This window comes from Lacihabitans sp. LS3-19, from assembly GCF_024343575.1.
GTDB lineage: Bacteria > Bacteroidota > Bacteroidia > Cytophagales > Spirosomataceae > Leadbetterella.
Genome location: NZ_RJUA01000130.1, coordinates 183,218 through 199,327, shown reverse-complemented (window position 1 = coordinate 199,327; position 16,110 = coordinate 183,218). Strand labels below are relative to the sequence as shown.

Here is a 16,110-nt window from a genome sequence, read left to right as displayed (position 1 = left end):
CATAACAGAAAACATTTTAAAATGACAAAAGTCACATAGTCCGTTTTAAAAGTACTTTTCTAAAAAATCAAACTTTGCTTTGTAATTTTGCATAGTACCCAAAAAAGCGACATCTAATTTCTTAATTCAAACAATAAAATATGTTCAAAAATCTCGAAAATTATATTGAATCAAATATTTTAGATTTCTCTAAAATATCTCTAGAAAGAAAAGTCCTTTTAGAAAAAATAGCAGAGTTTGTAGAACAGAAAATAAAAAGGGGTAAAACCGCCGAACTGATATACATCTGCACCCATAACTCACGCAGAAGCCATTTCGGGCAAATTTGGGCTGCTACAGCGGCGGCATTTTATGGAATAAAAAACGTAAATACTTTTTCAGGCGGTACTGAAGCTACTGCTTTTAACGAACGATCGGTAGCGGCAATAAAAAGAGCTGGCTTTGAGGTTATAAAAACTACAGAAAGTGCGAATCCTTTATATCAAATAAAATTTGATGAAAATGGCAAAGCGTTAGAGGCTTTTTCAAAAAAATTTGATGATTTGGCAAACCCCCAAAATGGATTCTGTGCCATAATGACATGCTCAAGTGCAGACCAAGCTTGTCCTATTGTATTTGGAGCAGAATTGCGAGTTACCACAAAATATGACGATCCTAAAACATTTGATGACACGCCGGAGGAAACCAAAATGTACGACGAACGCTGTAAGCAGATTGCCACAGAATGTTTTTATGTATTTTCAAAAGTGAAAATCTGATTTTAAAGTCCATTTTTAAGTTTAATTTTTTTTTAAAAACATAGATTTTTTTCATTTTCTAAATTCTTAAAAAAATATCAGCTATTTTTGAACCCAACCCTAATTTAAATTACAGAATGAACTATATTAACAATAAAAAAATCTGGAATGCGTGGTCCATGTATGACTGGGCAAATTCTGTTCACAATCTCGTAATCACAACTGTCATATTCCCTATTTATTACCATGCAACGGCAGTTGGAGAAAATGGAAGCGAAATAGTAAAGTTCTTTGGTTTTGAGATAAATAACAATACGCTCTATACCTACACTATTTCTGCTGCGGCCCTAACATTGGTCTTATTATCACCCATTTTAACGTCTATAGCTGATTACTCAGGCAGAAAGAAAATGTTCATGAAGTTTTTCTGTTATTTAGGTGCCGCTTCCTGTGCTTATTTCTTTTTTTTCACGAAAGGAAATCTTGACACTGTAATGATTGCCTTTGGTCTTTCTATCGTTGGTTGGGGAGGAAGTGTGGTTTTTTATAATTCATTTATACCTCAAATAGCTACCGAAGAAAACTATGATAAACTATCTGCAAGAGGATTTGTTTTTGGCTACATTGGAAGTGTTATCTTATTAGTTTTCAACTTATTAATGATCCTTAAACCAGAACTGTTTGGTTTAAGCAAAGCGGATTCTGACTCTGGTCTTACTTCCAGAATCGCATTTTTGACAGTAGGCATTTGGTGGTTGGGTTTTGCTCAAATCCCTTTCTATTTCCTGCCAAAAGACCAGAGCAAGCCTTTTCAATTTTCATGGATCAAAAAAGGAATTTTAGGCCTTCGGGATGTAATTCTTGAAGTTAGACAAAACAAAATATTGACCAAGTTCCTTACGGCCTATTTTACTTATTACCTGGGAGTTATGACCGTAATCTACGTGGCTACTTTATTTGCAGAAGGCGAACTTAAAATACCTCGTGATGGATTAATAGCCACGCTTTTATTGATACAATTGGTTGCTATCCCAGGGAGTTATTTGGCTTCTTTTTTATCTAGAAAATTGGGTAATTCAAGAGCCTTGCAAATTGAAGTGGCAATTTGGTTTTTAGTGCCACTTGGAGCATATTTTACAACTTCTGCTAATGAATTTTATATAATTGCATGCGTGGTAGGTTTGGTTATGGGTGGTATTCAGTCGCTTTCAAGATCTACTTATGCAAAGCTTATTCCTGAAGAAGTAGGTCATACTGCGGCATATTTTTCACTGTATGACATCCTAGAAAAAGCCTCTATTATGGCTGGAACATTTATTTTTGGTTTCTTAAATTCGTACACTGGCAGCATGAGAACCTCTATTTTGTTTTTGATGGTTGCGTTTTTTATAGGATTTTTGTTGCTACTTAGAATACCTTCTAAAAATGTGTACCGCGATTGATGAATATTTTAATAACAGACCTCAATATAAAACTGGACGGCCATAAGTATGGTTTTGTCAATAACTTGATAAAGTATCTAGAGGGCTACAAAACTCAAAATAGCTATTTTATTCTCACAAATTTTACTAAGGAATTCAAACTTGTTTCGACAGCCGAAAATATCAAAATACACTCGCTAACAGCTGATGAACAAGAAATTATTAATAGCTCAAAAAGTTTTCTATTAAAAGCTGCAGCAGAATGGAAAGCCATCAATTCTTTTACTGAATCTCATTCCATAAATGAAGTAATCTTGATGGAATTAGATCCTTATCAAGTGGAAATTGGCAGAAAAAAGACCAATTTCAGTATCGCGGGGATTTGGTTTAGGCCATATTCTAGAATGCTACCTGAATATAATACCTTAAAATCTAAGCTTTTAAACGCTAGAACTAAACTTCAGAAAAAGCTAACGATGGATTTTGCTTTATTGAATAAAAATCTAAAAAGGGTTTTAATTCTAAATGACGAGCAAATGCCAACTTTGCTAAACAATCCCCAAAAACCTAGATTTTTTACCTTGCCTGATCCTTATTTTGAATATCCACAAATTCCTGGATTCGACCTCAGAGCAAAATATAACATTCCTTCAGAAAATATCATATTGCTACAATTTGGTAATATGGACGAACGTAAAAACAACGAGAACATCATTGCCGCATTAAATAGTTTTGAACCTGAAATTGCAGCTAAAATTAGTCTTTTAGTAATTGGAAGATTTAAAGAAGGTTACGCTGAAAAACTTGAAACATTGAAAAAATCTGATGCAAAATACCAGATGATACTAAAAGACGAGTTTGTATCTGATGAAGAAATGGAAAGTACTTTTGCTCAATCTGACTTGATTTTGAGAATGAATATCAACTTTTTTGGCTCAAGCGGTATAGTTGGCATTGCTGCTAATCATGATAAACCTTGTGTAGTGTCAAACAATGGGGTAATGGCCGAATTGGTGGCTAAATACAAACTTGGAGATGTGATAGACCCTTATGATATTTCAGAAATTAAAAATACAATAGAGCGTTATTTGCAAAATAAAGAAACGATCAAAATTGATGGGCAAAACTATCGCAAAACCCACAATTTAGATGCTTACGCAAGGACATTATTGCAAATCTAGGATTTTCTCATTCACCTTATCAACCCAAATTTTCTGTCCTTCGCAGTTCCAATGAGAGTCGCTTTTGAGGTAATAATTTTTGTTTTCGAAAGCAGAAAATACGCTAATTATCGGCATTTTCAAATCTTGATTGGCTTCCACTCTTTCTATTAAATGATTATATTTTCCCATTTCTGGGGCTAATATGCTAGTTTTGTTAGGAATTATAGAAAGATAAACCTCATCAAATCCCAGATTTTTATAATATGCATAGGTAAGATTGATGTTCTTAACCATCAAAGCAATCTCCTCATTTTTCACTTCATCAAAAGCACTGCTAATCCCAGGATTTACGTCCAAATAATAGAAAAGATTTCCATTAAACAGTTTTACTTTATCATCAGTTTTATCAAATAGTTTAAGATTTATCCAAGATTTCCACTCTTTTATTGTTAAAACAAAATCAGAGCTAAAAAGCACTGACTCATGCCTTTGTGTATTGTAAGGAACTTCTAAAGCCAACAATCGTTCTTTTAGTGGTTTTTCGACTATTAAAGTATCCTGAAATACAACATCCCAGTTTTTCCAAGGAGCTTGAAAACGCTCTCTAAAATGCCTTTCTACGGTTTCTATTACTAATATTTTCTTTCCAGCACTCAATTGCAATTGTTTATTCGGTTCAGCCACAAAACCTCGGATATAATTTTTAGTTGCAAAATTGTCACTTTCTAACCTACCTTCTTCAGTAAAACTATCGCCTGCCAAATATAGTGTTACTTCTGATTTTTGACCCTGAAAATCAGCATCGCAATGAGGCACTAAAACCCGGAATTCTTTTAAATTAGAAAGTCTGTACAAATCACCATATCTATAATCATCAGGAACAATATTATGCTCAAAGAGGTATTTTGAAGCCGTTTTAGAGCATCCAATAAACCACAAAATACCGAAAATAATTAAGGCTATATATTTCTTCATGTCAAAACTGAAAATAGATGAATTGGTTTGAGCCGAAAACTCCAAAGAAATAACAAACCAATAGTAATCCTACAAACTTAAAATAGAAAGCTGGCGTATGCTCTGTAGAAATTTTTCGGAAGTAGATGTCTTTTACAAAAAGTAAAATCATCAAAAACCAACAAAAAATAAACTCATTTGTGCTAAAAGGCATCTCAAAACCTCTAAAATAATCAAGTGAAAAGATTTTTGAAAGGATTATTTTGGCATTAAAAAGTCCTTTTGCTCTAAAAAACACCCATGTAATCATTACCAAAATAAAAGTAAAAAGCATAGAAAGGAATGGCAATTTGGGGAGTTTAAATGGCAAATATCGTTCTCTCATTATGGCCAAAACCAAATATAAACCATGCAGAGCACCCCAAATGATAAATGTCCAAGCTGCACCGTGCCAAAGACCACTAACAGTGAATACTATCATATAATTGGCGTATAATCTCCACTGCCCTACCCTATTGCCCCCTAAAGGAATATATAAGTAATCCTTAAACCAAGTGGAAAGCGATATATGCCACCTCCGCCAAAACTCCGAAATGCTTTTGGATAAATAAGGTGAGTCGAAGTTCATCATTAAATCAAAACCCATAGTTCGGGCAGCTCCTATCGCAATGTCTGAATATCCTGAAAAATCGCAATAAATCTGAATAGTAAAGAAAATGGTGGCAATCAACATAGTCAAACCAGAATATTCTGATGGATTGTCATAACAATAATCAACCAAAATGGATAATCGATCAGCTATAACGACTTTCTTAAACATTCCCCAAGCCATTTGCATAAGGCCAGCTTTGAGATTAGCAAAACTGTATTTGAAATTGGTATGAAACTGATGCAGAAGATTTTGAGGTCGCTCGATAGGTCCAGCCACCAATTGCGGATAAAACATCACATAGAGTGAGTAAACAATGAAATCCTTCTCCGTTTTTTGTTTTCGTCTATATACTTCTATTGTATAACTCATGGCCTGAAAAGTATGAAAAGAAAGCCCAATCGGTAAATCAAAAGGATAATCATGCAATGGGTTTTCAATTCCAATCAAAGCCAAACCAGCAGAAATATTCTTATTGATAAAATTCCAATATTTGAAAAAACCTAAGAAACCGATATTGGTAATTAAACTCAGTACCAGAAGCAATTTTCGTTTCTTTCCCTCACTTTTACTAATCCAAATACCTGCAAAATAATCTACAATGATGGTTACCAACAAAATAAGAATATAGACAGGCTTAAATACCAAATAAAAATACGAACTGGCCAAAAGCAAAAGCCAAATACGTCCTCGGTGTCTAAGAGAGAAATATAAAATCGTAACTACTACGTAGAAAAATACAAATTGAAGCGAATTAAAAAGCATAGGGTGCCTTTAGGTGGTTTGATTTTCACCCAAAAATAATTGAATAGAAAGCATTTTTTGCATGAAAGACCAAAAAAACTGATTTTAGCGTATTTTTGCATAAAAAATACTTTCGTTTGAATCATCAAGAAACCATTTGTGCATTAGCTACACCTCAAGGAATCGGTGCCTTGGCCATCATCAGAGTGTCTGGAAATGAGACTTTTGCAATAGTTAATAAAATTTTCAAAGGTCCTGACCTCCAAAAAGTTGCCGCAAACACGGTGCATTATGGAAAAATAATGGATGGAGAAAAAATGGTGGATGAGGTATTGATAAGTGTTTTTAAATCGCCAAAATCTTTCACAAAAGAAGATGCTGTGGAAATTTCTACCCACGGAAGTGAATATATCGTTAGGTATGTTTTGAAACTTTTGATTCAAAAAGGTTGCCGAATGGCGAATCCGGGAGAATTTACACAAAGAGCATTTTTGAATGGCCAATTTGACCTTGCACAAGCAGAGGCTGTGGCAGATTTGATTTCGGCAGATTCTGAAGCTTCTCATCAAATCGCTATTAATCAATTGCGTGGTGGTTTTTCAAAGAAATTAGCCATTTTAAGAGAAAAACTGGTACACTTTGCCAGTCTTGTTGAACTTGAATTAGATTTTGGCGAGGAAGATGTAGAGTTTGCTGACCGTGATGACTTGAAAGCCTTGATTGATGAATTACAAGGAGAATTAAATCCTTTAATTGCTTCTTTTGAAAATGGCAACGCCATAAAAGAAGGCATCCCCGTAGCCATAATCGGTGCACCCAATGCAGGGAAATCTACACTTTTAAATGCACTTTTAAACGAAGAAAAAGCCATAGTTACAGATATAGCTGGCACGACACGTGATGTGATAGAAGATGTAGTTTTTATAGAAGGCAGAAAATTTAGATTCATTGACACCGCAGGCATTCGCCATACAGAAGATATCATCGAATCCATGGGAATAGAACGATCAAGAAAAGCCATGCATTCGGCCAAAATTGTAATATTTCTATTTGATAATGAGCAAAATAAGCATTTCTTGGATCAATTAGAGAAAGAAACAACAAATGCGGATATCCTTTGGGTACAGAACAAAATTGACCTAAACGAAGCCTACGTCTCTGATGCCGAAATAAAAATTTCTGCCAAAAACGAAACAGGTATCGAGAGCCTAAAAAATTCACTTTTGGCAAAAATGAAACTCCAAAGTAGCCAAGACACTACCATAACCAACCTCCGCCACTACGAGCACTTACTAAAAGCCAACGAAGCCCTCACAGAGGTACTCAGCGGCCTAGCTTTAGGCGTAACCGGAGACTTTTTAGCACAAGACATTAGACTTTCCCTGCATCATTTAGGGGAGATTACGGGTACGATAACTACCGAAGACCTGCTTGCTAATATTTTTGGAAAGTTTTGTATCGGAAAGTAAAGTTAACTGAAGTTTTGGGGGAAAATAAAAAACTAATATTCAAACACTTATAAAAAAAATAATTGATTTTAATTGCTAATTATCAGTTAGTTATAATTTTCAAAATAAATACTAATTGTTCCTTATATTTTTTTGCAGTCCGTTGTAAAATTTCGCTTCTAAAGGACTTTTTGTATCCCAAAACATTGCTAGCGAAATTTTTCAGAGGATCATTGCAAAAAAAGTGTTTTTTTTGTTACTTTTTTTTCAAAAAAAAAGTAAGCCCGCCTGGCAAGGCACACAAAGAATATAATTTTTGAAGTTTTAAACCCTGAAACTTCAGTAAAGTTAATTAAAAAAAACTCACTCCAGCTTCTTCAAAAAAGCCTCCGCAGTCGCCCAATAGCCATTTTTCTTATTCTGGTCCATTTTATCAAAAGTGCGAATTAGCATGCCTAAACGAGGATTTTGTAGGAAAAAATTACGCTGTTTATCCATAAATCGCCAAAAAAGAGCATCCCATATTTCAGACCATTCGCCCTTTTTGTAATCGCTCATTTTTAGGATATAATTACTTCCACTGATATAAGGTTTTGTTGCAAAAATACCCCCGTCCGCAAACTGGCTCATGCCATACACATTGGGTACCATTACCCAGTCGTAAGCATCAATGAATAAAGTCATAAACCAAAGATAGACTTCGTCTGGGTCAAACTCACAAAGCATCATAAAATTCCCTAAAACCATCAACCGCTCTATATGATGGCAATAGCCCGTTTCTAATATTTTCTTTATCGTATCATCAATCGGTTCAATTCCTGTAGTGCCATTCCAAAACGACTCCGGAATTTTCCTTGTAAATTTCCAATGATTTTTGGTGCGTTCTTCCACACTTTTCAGCTGATAAACTGAGCGTATAAACTCTCGCCAACCAATGATTTGTCTTATGAAACCTTCCAAAGAATTTAATGGAATATCGTTTTTAGAAGCAAAACTGAGAGCTTCATCTATAATATAGGTCGGTGTAAGTAAACCTACATTTAACATCGGCGTAAGCATAGAATGATGCAAAAAACTTTCATTTTTAAGTATAGCATCTTCATATTTTCCGAAATCCAAAAATCTATTTTCAAAAAAATCTTGTAGCCATTTCTTGCTGGATTCAAAATCTATTGGAAATAAATATTCTCTATTTAATTTTCCATAATTGGCCTTAAAATAGGTCTCCATATATTCCTTGGCTTCAAATTGAAAAGCGTTTTCTTTTTCAAAAACAACTTTCGGCGGAGTTTTGCCTTTGGGATAGCGAAGCCTATTATCTACGTCGTAAGTCCATTGCCCACCCTCTGGTTTTTGGTTTTCATCAATAAGAATATTAAGCTTTTGTCTTTGATTTTTATAAAAATCCGTTTGGTAGAACTTCTTTTTTGAGGCAAAATATTCAATGATTTCACGTTCAGTATTAATAAAAGAAGCACTTTGTATTTTGGTTAAATCAATAGAATAATTAGAAGCTCCTTTCCGAATCCGCTCTTCCAAATAAAAATCGACAGTATCCATGTAAATTATGGACCTTGCCCCTTCCGAAAATAAATGAGGAATTAATTCGCGTATATCTGCGATAACTTCATGAGATTCAATATACCTTAGCTCAAATCCTTTCGATAGAAGAAATGACGCATAAAATTTCATAGAAGCCCTGTGAAAAGCCAGTTTCTGTTTGTGAAAAGCATATTGTTTAAAAAACAAATACTCTTCTACTAAATATATTTTGGTAATTCCCTGCAACCAACCTGTATCCTCAAACAGCTGATGTGGAAAAACAAGTCCTACTTTTTCTATTTTTGTTTGCGACATTTTTCACTACAATATTTTACTTCTTCCCAGACTTTTTCCCATTTTTTTCGCCAAATAAATGGCCTTAAACACACTGGGCAAACTTTTGATGGTAAGTCAACTTTCTTTACGCCTTTCATAAAAACACTCTATACAAAACATTACAAATAAGAACTTAACAAAAAAACCTTTCTATAAATGGACATTTTAAACAAAATCAACAATTTAGCTTAATCCCTTTTTATATTTGGTCTGACATGCGTTTCTATAATTTTCAATTTTTTCTTTTTTACAGCATCAGACTTTTTATGTCCCCAAAACTTATCTCGGGCAAGTTTTGCAGCTAAATCTATTTCCACAACAGGTTTTGGATAATCTTTGCCAATTTCTAAACCATAAAAAGATTGCTCCATAACAGTCATTTCCCATGGTTTATGTATCAATTCTTTCGGTAAATTCCGTAATTCTGGCACCCATTTTTTTATATAAATACCATCTGGATCATGATCTTGAGATTGTTTTATTGGGTTATAAATCCTAACAGTATTTATGCCCGTGGTACTCGCTTGCATCTGCACTTGCGGAAAATGAATGCCCGGCTCATAATCCAAAAACTGCTGAGCTAAAAAATAAGCACCCGTTCTCCAATCCATATCAAAATGATGACACAACACCGAAATCAACATCGCCCGCATTCGGAAATTTATCCAGCCAGTGGCTTTTACACATCGCATACAAGCATCCACTAGCGGAAGTCCCGTTTTTCCTTCTTTCCAGCTATAAATCAGTGCTTCATTTTCCTTAGACATCAAGCCTTCATAGGCCGAATTGAGGCAATTGTACTCATAAGAATTATCAACCTCGAATTTTTGAATAAAATGACAATGCCAATGCAAACGTGTAAGAAAACCGCCATAGGCCATTTTATGGTTTTTGTAAGAAGGATGTTTTAGGACAAACTGGTAAACCTGCCGCAAAGAAATATTTCCCCATGCCAAAAATGGCGATAAACGACTGCATGATTTCCGACTTGCCAAAGGCTTAGATATCAATCGGTGATATTGATGTCCACGACCAGCTACAAAAGAATGTAAATATTCCCAAGCTTTGGTCTCGCCTGCAGGTTGAAATTCCTTCGGATAGTCTTTTAAGGATTCTAATAAATCTTTTTTTAGACCAAAATCATGCTCCAAATCAAGACATAGATTTGTTTTAGAGGGAACCAAAATGTCAGCAGACATGGCATAAATCCATTTTTTGTCCCAGTTTTCTCTATTCTTTATACCTCTCAAAATGCCATCCCTTTGGCATTCCTGCCAGATTATTTTGTTTTTCTTGCAAAACTTAGCTACCCATTTATCTCTTTGCCAGGTGGGCAAAGTGCCGCTTTCCCGATAGCTAAAAATGGTTTGAATATCGAAATGTTGATTTAAAAACTCAAAAACTATACTAGCTTCTGCCTGAAAAATTTCGATCTTCATCCCAGAGGTTTCCGACTGTTTATTAAAATCCAAGATGGAATGATACTGAAACTGTAAATGCCTCAAAGAAGTATCTTGTCCAGAGATTAAACTTAGCTCGAAAAAGTAAATAATGAGAAATGGAATATTTTGGCTGATGGCCAAACAAATAGGTTCGTGATCTTGAATTCTTATATCACGTTTTATCCAAACAATATTAATCTTCTGAGTGACCATTTTAAGTTTTACTTTTAAAGAGTAGACTTACAGTTCTATTGCAAAAATCACCGTTTGCTAATTTTATTTAAACTAATAGTTCTTTGCATTTTTGATTTAAATCTATTTATATCAGCGACTCTCTTTTTGGCATGTTTTTGACTTACTCCACTATGCACGCGTTTCCTCCAAAGTTTAAAACTGCTGGCTTTTAGGTTGTTTCTCATAATCGAAATCACCCCAGCCTCTTTGATACCAAACTGATATTCAATGGCTTCGAATGGCGTTCTATCTTCCCAAGCCATTCCAATAATTCTATCTATTTCGTCTTCAGTCATTTAAATTTGAACTTATATATTACAAGAGTTTTGGTTATTTAACAACTTCTGGAAAAGATTGTTTTTTCAAAATCAAAAAGAAAGAAAATTGATGGGTTTGTCCTTTGAGTTTTTTGAAAAACTAAAAATTTAAAAGGCTAATTGATAGATCTGGGGAATAGAGTTATTAGGAAAGAGTAATTATTTCTTAAATCAAAAAATCCCGATTTCATCTTATTAAAATGACGGATCCTGACTTTACGTAAGGCACATTTTCTATTTCGTAGTTTAGAGCATATTTATACATGCCTGCGGGAACGTCTTTCCCGTTTGCTTTGCCATCCCATTTCCATTCTGAAGTAGAATCATAAATAATTTGCGACCAACGATTCATTATCGTAAATCTTCTCAAATGACCATAAAAACCAGTATTAGTTTTTATTTCGAATATATCATTAACATTGTCATTATTAGGTGAAAATATATCAGGAATATAAATGATAATATTAGGATCAATTGTAAACTTAAACTCTTCCTTATTTTTACATCCAAAACCATCATCTATATTTAGCGTGTATGTAATTGGCTCTATTGCTGTGAATTCAGGATTGGCGATATTGGCATTGCTTAGCCCTTTTGGAGGTGTCCAAGTGTATTGAAAGCCTTTTTTTTGATTTATTGGATTTAACTTAAAGATTTCATTTAGTTTTAGTTCTTTTTCAAAAACCTTTGCACTATCAAAAGGATATTCCAACAAAATACCGATGCTACTATCGAGTACAGTTTGACCACATGAAAGGCTATTGATTTTTACTCCTACTTGCACATTTCCACTTTCCGCTGTTCCTAGTTTAGGGTTTAAATTTTGAAGAGGAATGACTGCATTTCCAAATTTCCAGGTAATTTCCATGTCTTTTTCAGGAAAATTAGTTAAAAGTTTCGGCTTCCAAAAAAATGGATTTCCACATCCGCCATAGCTACTAAAATCAGCTTTTACTTCTGGGACATTTATCCTAATACTGTCTTTATGCACCACACCATCTATTGTTATTTGCACTCTATAAAATCTGCTAGAATTTGGCGAAACTACTATTTCTCTATCGGTAGAACCAGTCTCCCATAAAATTTTGACTTCTGGAAATGGTGGAACGGTTTTTAATTTCGTTTCGATTATAGCTACGTATTTATGTCCATCATCTTTATTTACATCGCACCATTCTGGTGGAGTTACATTGCTACAACCCAATATTACATGCATTCCAGGGTTTGAATTCTCGAAATTATTCGGCTCCTCATCCGACCATCTCGTAAAACCATCTTTTGCACCACTCATCCAAACAAAACCTGAAGAGGCATCAGGCGGATCGTTAAATGTCGCAGAATTTGGATCTTGATAATATCCCAGCCATTTAATATAGCCTGGTTTTCGGCTACCTATAAAACTGTTCTTTGCCGCATCATTTGCGGTAGCTATGTATCCTTGCATTATTCGAGCAAATGCAAAAGCAGCGTCGAAAGTTATTTGGGCACAACTTCCAAAGTAATACAGGCCATCTCTTTCTCCTACATAATCGAGACAAAATTCATCAGGGGCAAATAACTTTGGATTGACAAATAAGCGTACAGATTGACCTTTACAAACCATATTGGTATCCGCCAAAACCAACTGAGCAGTAGCTAGTTTTGAAAGTAACAACAGTAGTAAAATCGCAATTCTCATTTCCACTTTTTATTAATACGAGAAAAACCGCTCCTAGGTCGAATTATTTATTAAATATATGCTTTTTTGAATTATTGTAAATGAAATCTGGAAATTTTAAAATTCAATTACGTTAGAAATTTTATCATTTAATTTTCGATTTTCTACAGTAAATTCTTAATATTTATTTGTTAGAAAAACATTCATTTCTTTTGAAACCCAAGATAGCAACAATAAAAGTCTATCTTGCGTACTTGTTGGTATAAGCCTTATGAATGAGAAAAAATCTATTTTTTATTGTACTAACTTTACTAAGCTCTTTTTGTTTTGGACAAGAAAAAGACAGTACAAATACACATTTGGTTGACGCGATTGATATAGTTCATTTTGTTTTGGGAAGAAAAAGAGAACCTGATTCTGTAAAAAATTCAGACCTCACCAAAGGCTCTTTAACTTTTATTCCAGGTTTTGCCTATAGTCAACTTAAAGGCCTTGCCTTGGTAGTTGAAGGGAATTATTCATTCAAAACTGCCGATAACACTAATGTATCTGTGATCAGATTCGTTCCGGAAGTCACCCTGAAAAAATACGTAATCCCAAGAATTACCTCTAGTATATGGTTTAAGGATAACAAATTTAACTTGAGCACTGATTGGCGATTTTATAGATTTTTAGCTGTTGATTATGGCCTTGGAAGCAGTACTAATTCCGAAAATTTCAACAATTATGAATTGAAATATGTGAGATTTCATCAAATTTTATCTAAATCTGTTCATGAAAATTTATTGGTGGGTGTGGGATACAATCTCGATATGCGGTATGACATCAAAAGGCTCGAAACCGAAATAAATACGAATAGCTCAGCTTATAATTTACAAAATCGAACAGTTTCTTCGGGATTATTAGCCAATGTGCTTTTTGATAGCCGCAAAAATGAAAACTTTCCTGTGGGAGGAGAAACTTACGCCCAAATATCATTGAACCAAAACCTAAAATCATTAGGAGCAAGCTCAAATTATAGAAGTTTTTATTCAGACCTTAGAAAATACTATTCTGTCAATCAGAGCAAGACAAATATATTGGCTTTAAGATATTTAAACTGGTTTACGTTTAAAGGAAACACGCCATATTTTGACCTACCGACTGCCTTGGGCGACATGAACAACAATATATCCAGACCATATATAGAGGGTAGATTTAGAGGAAAAAATTTAATTTATCTAGAATCTGAATATAGGTTTAATCTCCTAAAAAATGAATTTTTAGGTGCTGCAGTATTCTTAAACACTGAAACTTTTTCTGAGCCAATTTCCAATAAATTCAAAACGTTTAACATTGGAACTGGAGCAAGTCTAAGATTCAAAGTCAACAAAAAAGCAAAGGTGTTTCTAGTAGTTTCCTACGGATTAGCCACCCAAAACGGCAAAGGTTTGTTTTTTAATTTAGGTGATGTGTTCTAATGCCCAAATATTAATAAATTGCCACATAATTTCATAAACCATGTTCCAACCCGACAAACAAATACTTATTGACATCGTAAAGACTAAAATGCCTTTTGGAAAATACAAGGGCACTTTATTGAGTGATTTACCAGTAAGTTATTTGGAATGGTTTCTTAGAAAGGGTGGTTTTCCTGAAGGAAAATTAGGCATGCAGCTTTCTACTGTTTACGAAATAAAATCTAATGGCTTAGACGAGATTTTGTGGAAACTTAAAGGAATGAGCAAATAATCACTTTGAATAATATTCTTTTAACACTTTCTCTGCCAATTTGCCTTGCGGCGAAAAAGTTTCTCTTTCATGAAAATGCTCATAATCTGTTGGAAACCACTTCCAGATGAAGGCCCCTGCACACCACGATTTATTGTAGGCATTTTCAAAAAACGCCTTATATGCTTTTGACTGCAGTGCTTCGTTTTTCGGCTTAGTGTAATCCGTTTCCCAAGGTTTTTCTGTACTAAAATCGTTGCTTCTGTAGCCAATTTCGGTAAAAAGTATAGGTTTACCCAATTCACTCGAAACTTTATTTAATTTTTTCAAATGGCTTTTCCAACCATCTGCCAACTGTTTTTCTGTTGGGTCTTTTTTGTCAGAAAGAGGAAAATAACCGTCTACGCCAATAAAATCAAGGTGACTCCAGAAAGGTACTTTGTCAAAACAGTCCCAGTTTTCGGCATAAGTGAGTTTGCCTGAATATATTTTTTTGATATCTGCTATTAATTCATGCCAAAATTTATCTCGATTTTCTACATGTGAACCCATCTCAGTGCCAATACAAAACACCTCCACGTTTTCTTCCTCTGCGATTTTGGCAAAAGTCAAAAGATACAACTTATAACTCCTTTCAAATTCAAGCCATTCAGCTTCTGTTTTAAAATCCAATTCACCCGTAAACTGACCCCATCCTAACCATAGATGCGGCTTTAACATAACTTTTATATTTTTTTCTTTGGCCAAAGCTATGCACTGTTTAATACCTTGAGGCGTCTCTCCCCACCATTGATGTTGTCCTTTTGGCTCAATTTGAAAACGCACCGTGGCACTTTCCTTTGGAACAAATGCGTAAGGCATTAGCGAAATCCAATTAGCATTAACTTTCGACAAAGAATCAAAGCATGCCACTCCTACTTCCTTTGGAGGTGCAACCAAAGAAAGTCCTCTCATTTTTTCTCCCGAAAAAACTAATTCAGAATTTTCATTTCCCCAAAAATAAAAACCTAAAAATAAAAACAGAATTAAGCCCGAACTCAGTAGTTTTGTTTTCAAAATAGAAAGGTTGAAAATGAAAGAATTGTTAGAAAACGCTCATAAATTTAAAATTTGGAAAGCCAATATACAAGCCAATGGTCTAAAAATAAATAAAATAGAGGAAGTATATACGAGGTATAGATATAACGGTGAAGCATTGTTCTCATTGTTGATGCTCGATGCAACTACTCCAGAAGGCGACAAAATCCCTCCTATTTGTTTTTTGAAAGGCGAAGTTGTTTGCATAGCAATAGTTTTAATCGACAAAGACACTAAAGAGAAATACCTTCTTTTGGTAAGACAAAGACGAATAGCCGAAGGTGGTTTTACCTTTGAGCATCCTGCTGGAATGGTCGATGGCACGCAAACACCTTTACAAATAGCGGTGCAAGAAGTAAAAGAAGAAACGGGGATATCAATAACTGAAGCAGATTTAATCAACCTTTCGCCCAATAAAAGATTATTTCCGAGCACTGGTACAAGCGACGAAGCCATGTATTTTTATTATTGCGAAATTGAGCTTTCAAAAACCGAAATAGAATCTTTTGAAAATAAACAAATGGGAACAGCTTATGAGTTTGAAAGGATAACTACCCATGTTTACCCATTTATAGCAGGCCACAAATTAATAAACAATTCTAATGGACTATTGCTTAATTACCTATATTTGAGTGCTGTAAAAGATTTTGAGTTAATGTCGAAACTAGAAATGTAAATA

15 protein-coding genes are annotated in these 16,110 nt (G+C 34.4%); 7 read left to right on the top strand and 8 right to left on the bottom strand.

Translation table 11 applies throughout. The features are described 5' to 3' along the window. Positions 1 to 140: 140 nt before the first annotated feature. The 3 genes from EGI22_RS23780 to EGI22_RS23770 all read left to right on the top strand — a co-directional run bounded on the left by EGI22_RS23780 (position 141) and on the right by EGI22_RS23770 (position 3,339). Positions 141 to 758 (top strand): protein-tyrosine-phosphatase, encoded by a 618-nt coding sequence (locus EGI22_RS23780; protein WP_255071207.1) that lies wholly within the window; start codon positions 141 to 143, stop codon positions 756 to 758. 116 nt (positions 759 to 874) lie between these two features. Further along, a complete protein-coding gene (locus tag EGI22_RS23775) occupies positions 875 to 2,179 on the top strand; it encodes an MFS transporter (RefSeq protein WP_255071206.1) in 1,305 nt (434 codons plus the stop codon). Beyond that, positions 2,179 to 3,339, top strand: coding sequence for a glycosyltransferase (locus EGI22_RS23770; protein WP_255071205.1), 1,161 nt, complete (start codon positions 2,179 to 2,181; stop codon positions 3,337 to 3,339). Before EGI22_RS23775 ends, EGI22_RS23770 begins: the two co-directional genes overlap by 1 nt. Here the strand turns inward: EGI22_RS23770 and EGI22_RS23765 are convergent. Both EGI22_RS23765 and EGI22_RS23760 read right to left on the bottom strand, forming a co-directional pair. Then, positions 3,325 to 4,296: a hypothetical protein gene (locus EGI22_RS23765; protein WP_255071204.1), complete on the bottom strand. Its 972-nt coding sequence runs from the start codon at positions 4,294 to 4,296 to the stop codon at positions 3,325 to 3,327. The two genes, EGI22_RS23770 and EGI22_RS23765, sit on opposite strands and share 15 nt — an antisense overlap. A 1-nt stretch (position 4,297) precedes the next feature. Then, the gene (locus EGI22_RS23760) at positions 4,298 to 5,689 is read right to left on the bottom strand and encodes an MBOAT family protein (RefSeq protein ID WP_255071203.1); all 1,392 of its coding nucleotides are present in this window, start codon (positions 5,687 to 5,689) and stop codon (positions 4,298 to 4,300) included. 116 nt (positions 5,690 to 5,805) lie between these two features. Here EGI22_RS23760 and mnmE point away from each other — a divergent pair, with 116 nt between their 5' ends. Further along, complete coding sequence (gene mnmE, locus EGI22_RS23755; RefSeq protein ID WP_255071201.1) at positions 5,806 to 7,137, top strand: tRNA uridine-5-carboxymethylaminomethyl(34) synthesis GTPase MnmE; 1,332 nt, start codon at positions 5,806 to 5,808, stop codon at positions 7,135 to 7,137. Between the two features lie 342 nt (positions 7,138 to 7,479). Here mnmE and EGI22_RS23750 read toward each other — a convergent pair whose 3' ends face one another. The 5 genes from EGI22_RS23750 to EGI22_RS23730 form a co-directional block, all read right to left on the bottom strand. Continuing rightward, positions 7,480 to 8,973 carry a cryptochrome/photolyase family protein gene (locus tag EGI22_RS23750; RefSeq protein ID WP_255071199.1) on the bottom strand — a complete coding sequence of 498 codons (1,494 nt, stop codon included), beginning with the start codon at positions 8,971 to 8,973 and terminating at the stop codon, positions 7,480 to 7,482. Beyond that, a complete protein-coding gene (locus tag EGI22_RS23745) occupies positions 8,955 to 9,092 on the bottom strand; it encodes a DUF2256 domain-containing protein (protein WP_255071198.1) in 138 nt (45 codons plus the stop codon). The genes EGI22_RS23750 and EGI22_RS23745 overlap by 19 nt, the downstream gene beginning before the upstream one ends. A 90-nt stretch (positions 9,093 to 9,182) precedes the next feature. Next, positions 9,183 to 10,649: a cryptochrome/deoxyribodipyrimidine photo-lyase family protein gene (locus tag EGI22_RS23740; RefSeq protein ID WP_255071196.1), complete on the bottom strand. Its 1,467-nt coding sequence runs from the start codon at positions 10,647 to 10,649 to the stop codon at positions 9,183 to 9,185. 47 nt (positions 10,650 to 10,696) lie between these two features. Then, positions 10,697 to 10,966, bottom strand: coding sequence for a TIGR03643 family protein (locus tag EGI22_RS23735; protein WP_255071195.1), 270 nt, complete (start codon positions 10,964 to 10,966; stop codon positions 10,697 to 10,699). Between the two features lie 208 nt (positions 10,967 to 11,174). Then, entirely contained in the window at positions 11,175 to 12,665 is a 1,491-nt protein-coding gene (locus tag EGI22_RS23730; protein WP_255071193.1) for a gliding motility-associated C-terminal domain-containing protein, read from the bottom strand. A 254-nt stretch (positions 12,666 to 12,919) separates the two neighbouring features. On the opposite strand from EGI22_RS23730, the gene EGI22_RS23725 reads away from it, so the two are divergent. Both EGI22_RS23725 and EGI22_RS23720 read left to right on the top strand, forming a co-directional pair. Beyond that, on the top strand, positions 12,920 to 14,104 hold the full coding sequence (locus EGI22_RS23725) for a hypothetical protein (RefSeq protein WP_255071191.1): 1,185 nt from the start codon (positions 12,920 to 12,922) through the stop codon (positions 14,102 to 14,104). A gap of 40 nt (positions 14,105 to 14,144) precedes the next feature. Then, positions 14,145 to 14,375: a DUF3820 family protein gene (locus EGI22_RS23720; RefSeq protein WP_255071190.1), complete on the top strand. Its 231-nt coding sequence runs from the start codon at positions 14,145 to 14,147 to the stop codon at positions 14,373 to 14,375. Here the strand turns inward: EGI22_RS23720 and EGI22_RS23715 are convergent, their stop codons facing one another. Beyond that, entirely contained in the window at positions 14,376 to 15,410 is a 1,035-nt protein-coding gene (locus EGI22_RS23715) for a hypothetical protein (RefSeq protein ID WP_255071189.1), read from the bottom strand. 16 nt (positions 15,411 to 15,426) lie between these two features. On the opposite strand from EGI22_RS23715, the gene EGI22_RS23710 reads away from it, so the two are divergent. After that, complete coding sequence (locus EGI22_RS23710) at positions 15,427 to 16,107, top strand: NUDIX hydrolase (protein ID WP_255071188.1); 681 nt, start codon at positions 15,427 to 15,429, stop codon at positions 16,105 to 16,107. The last annotated feature ends 3 nt before the right edge of the window (positions 16,108 to 16,110 follow it).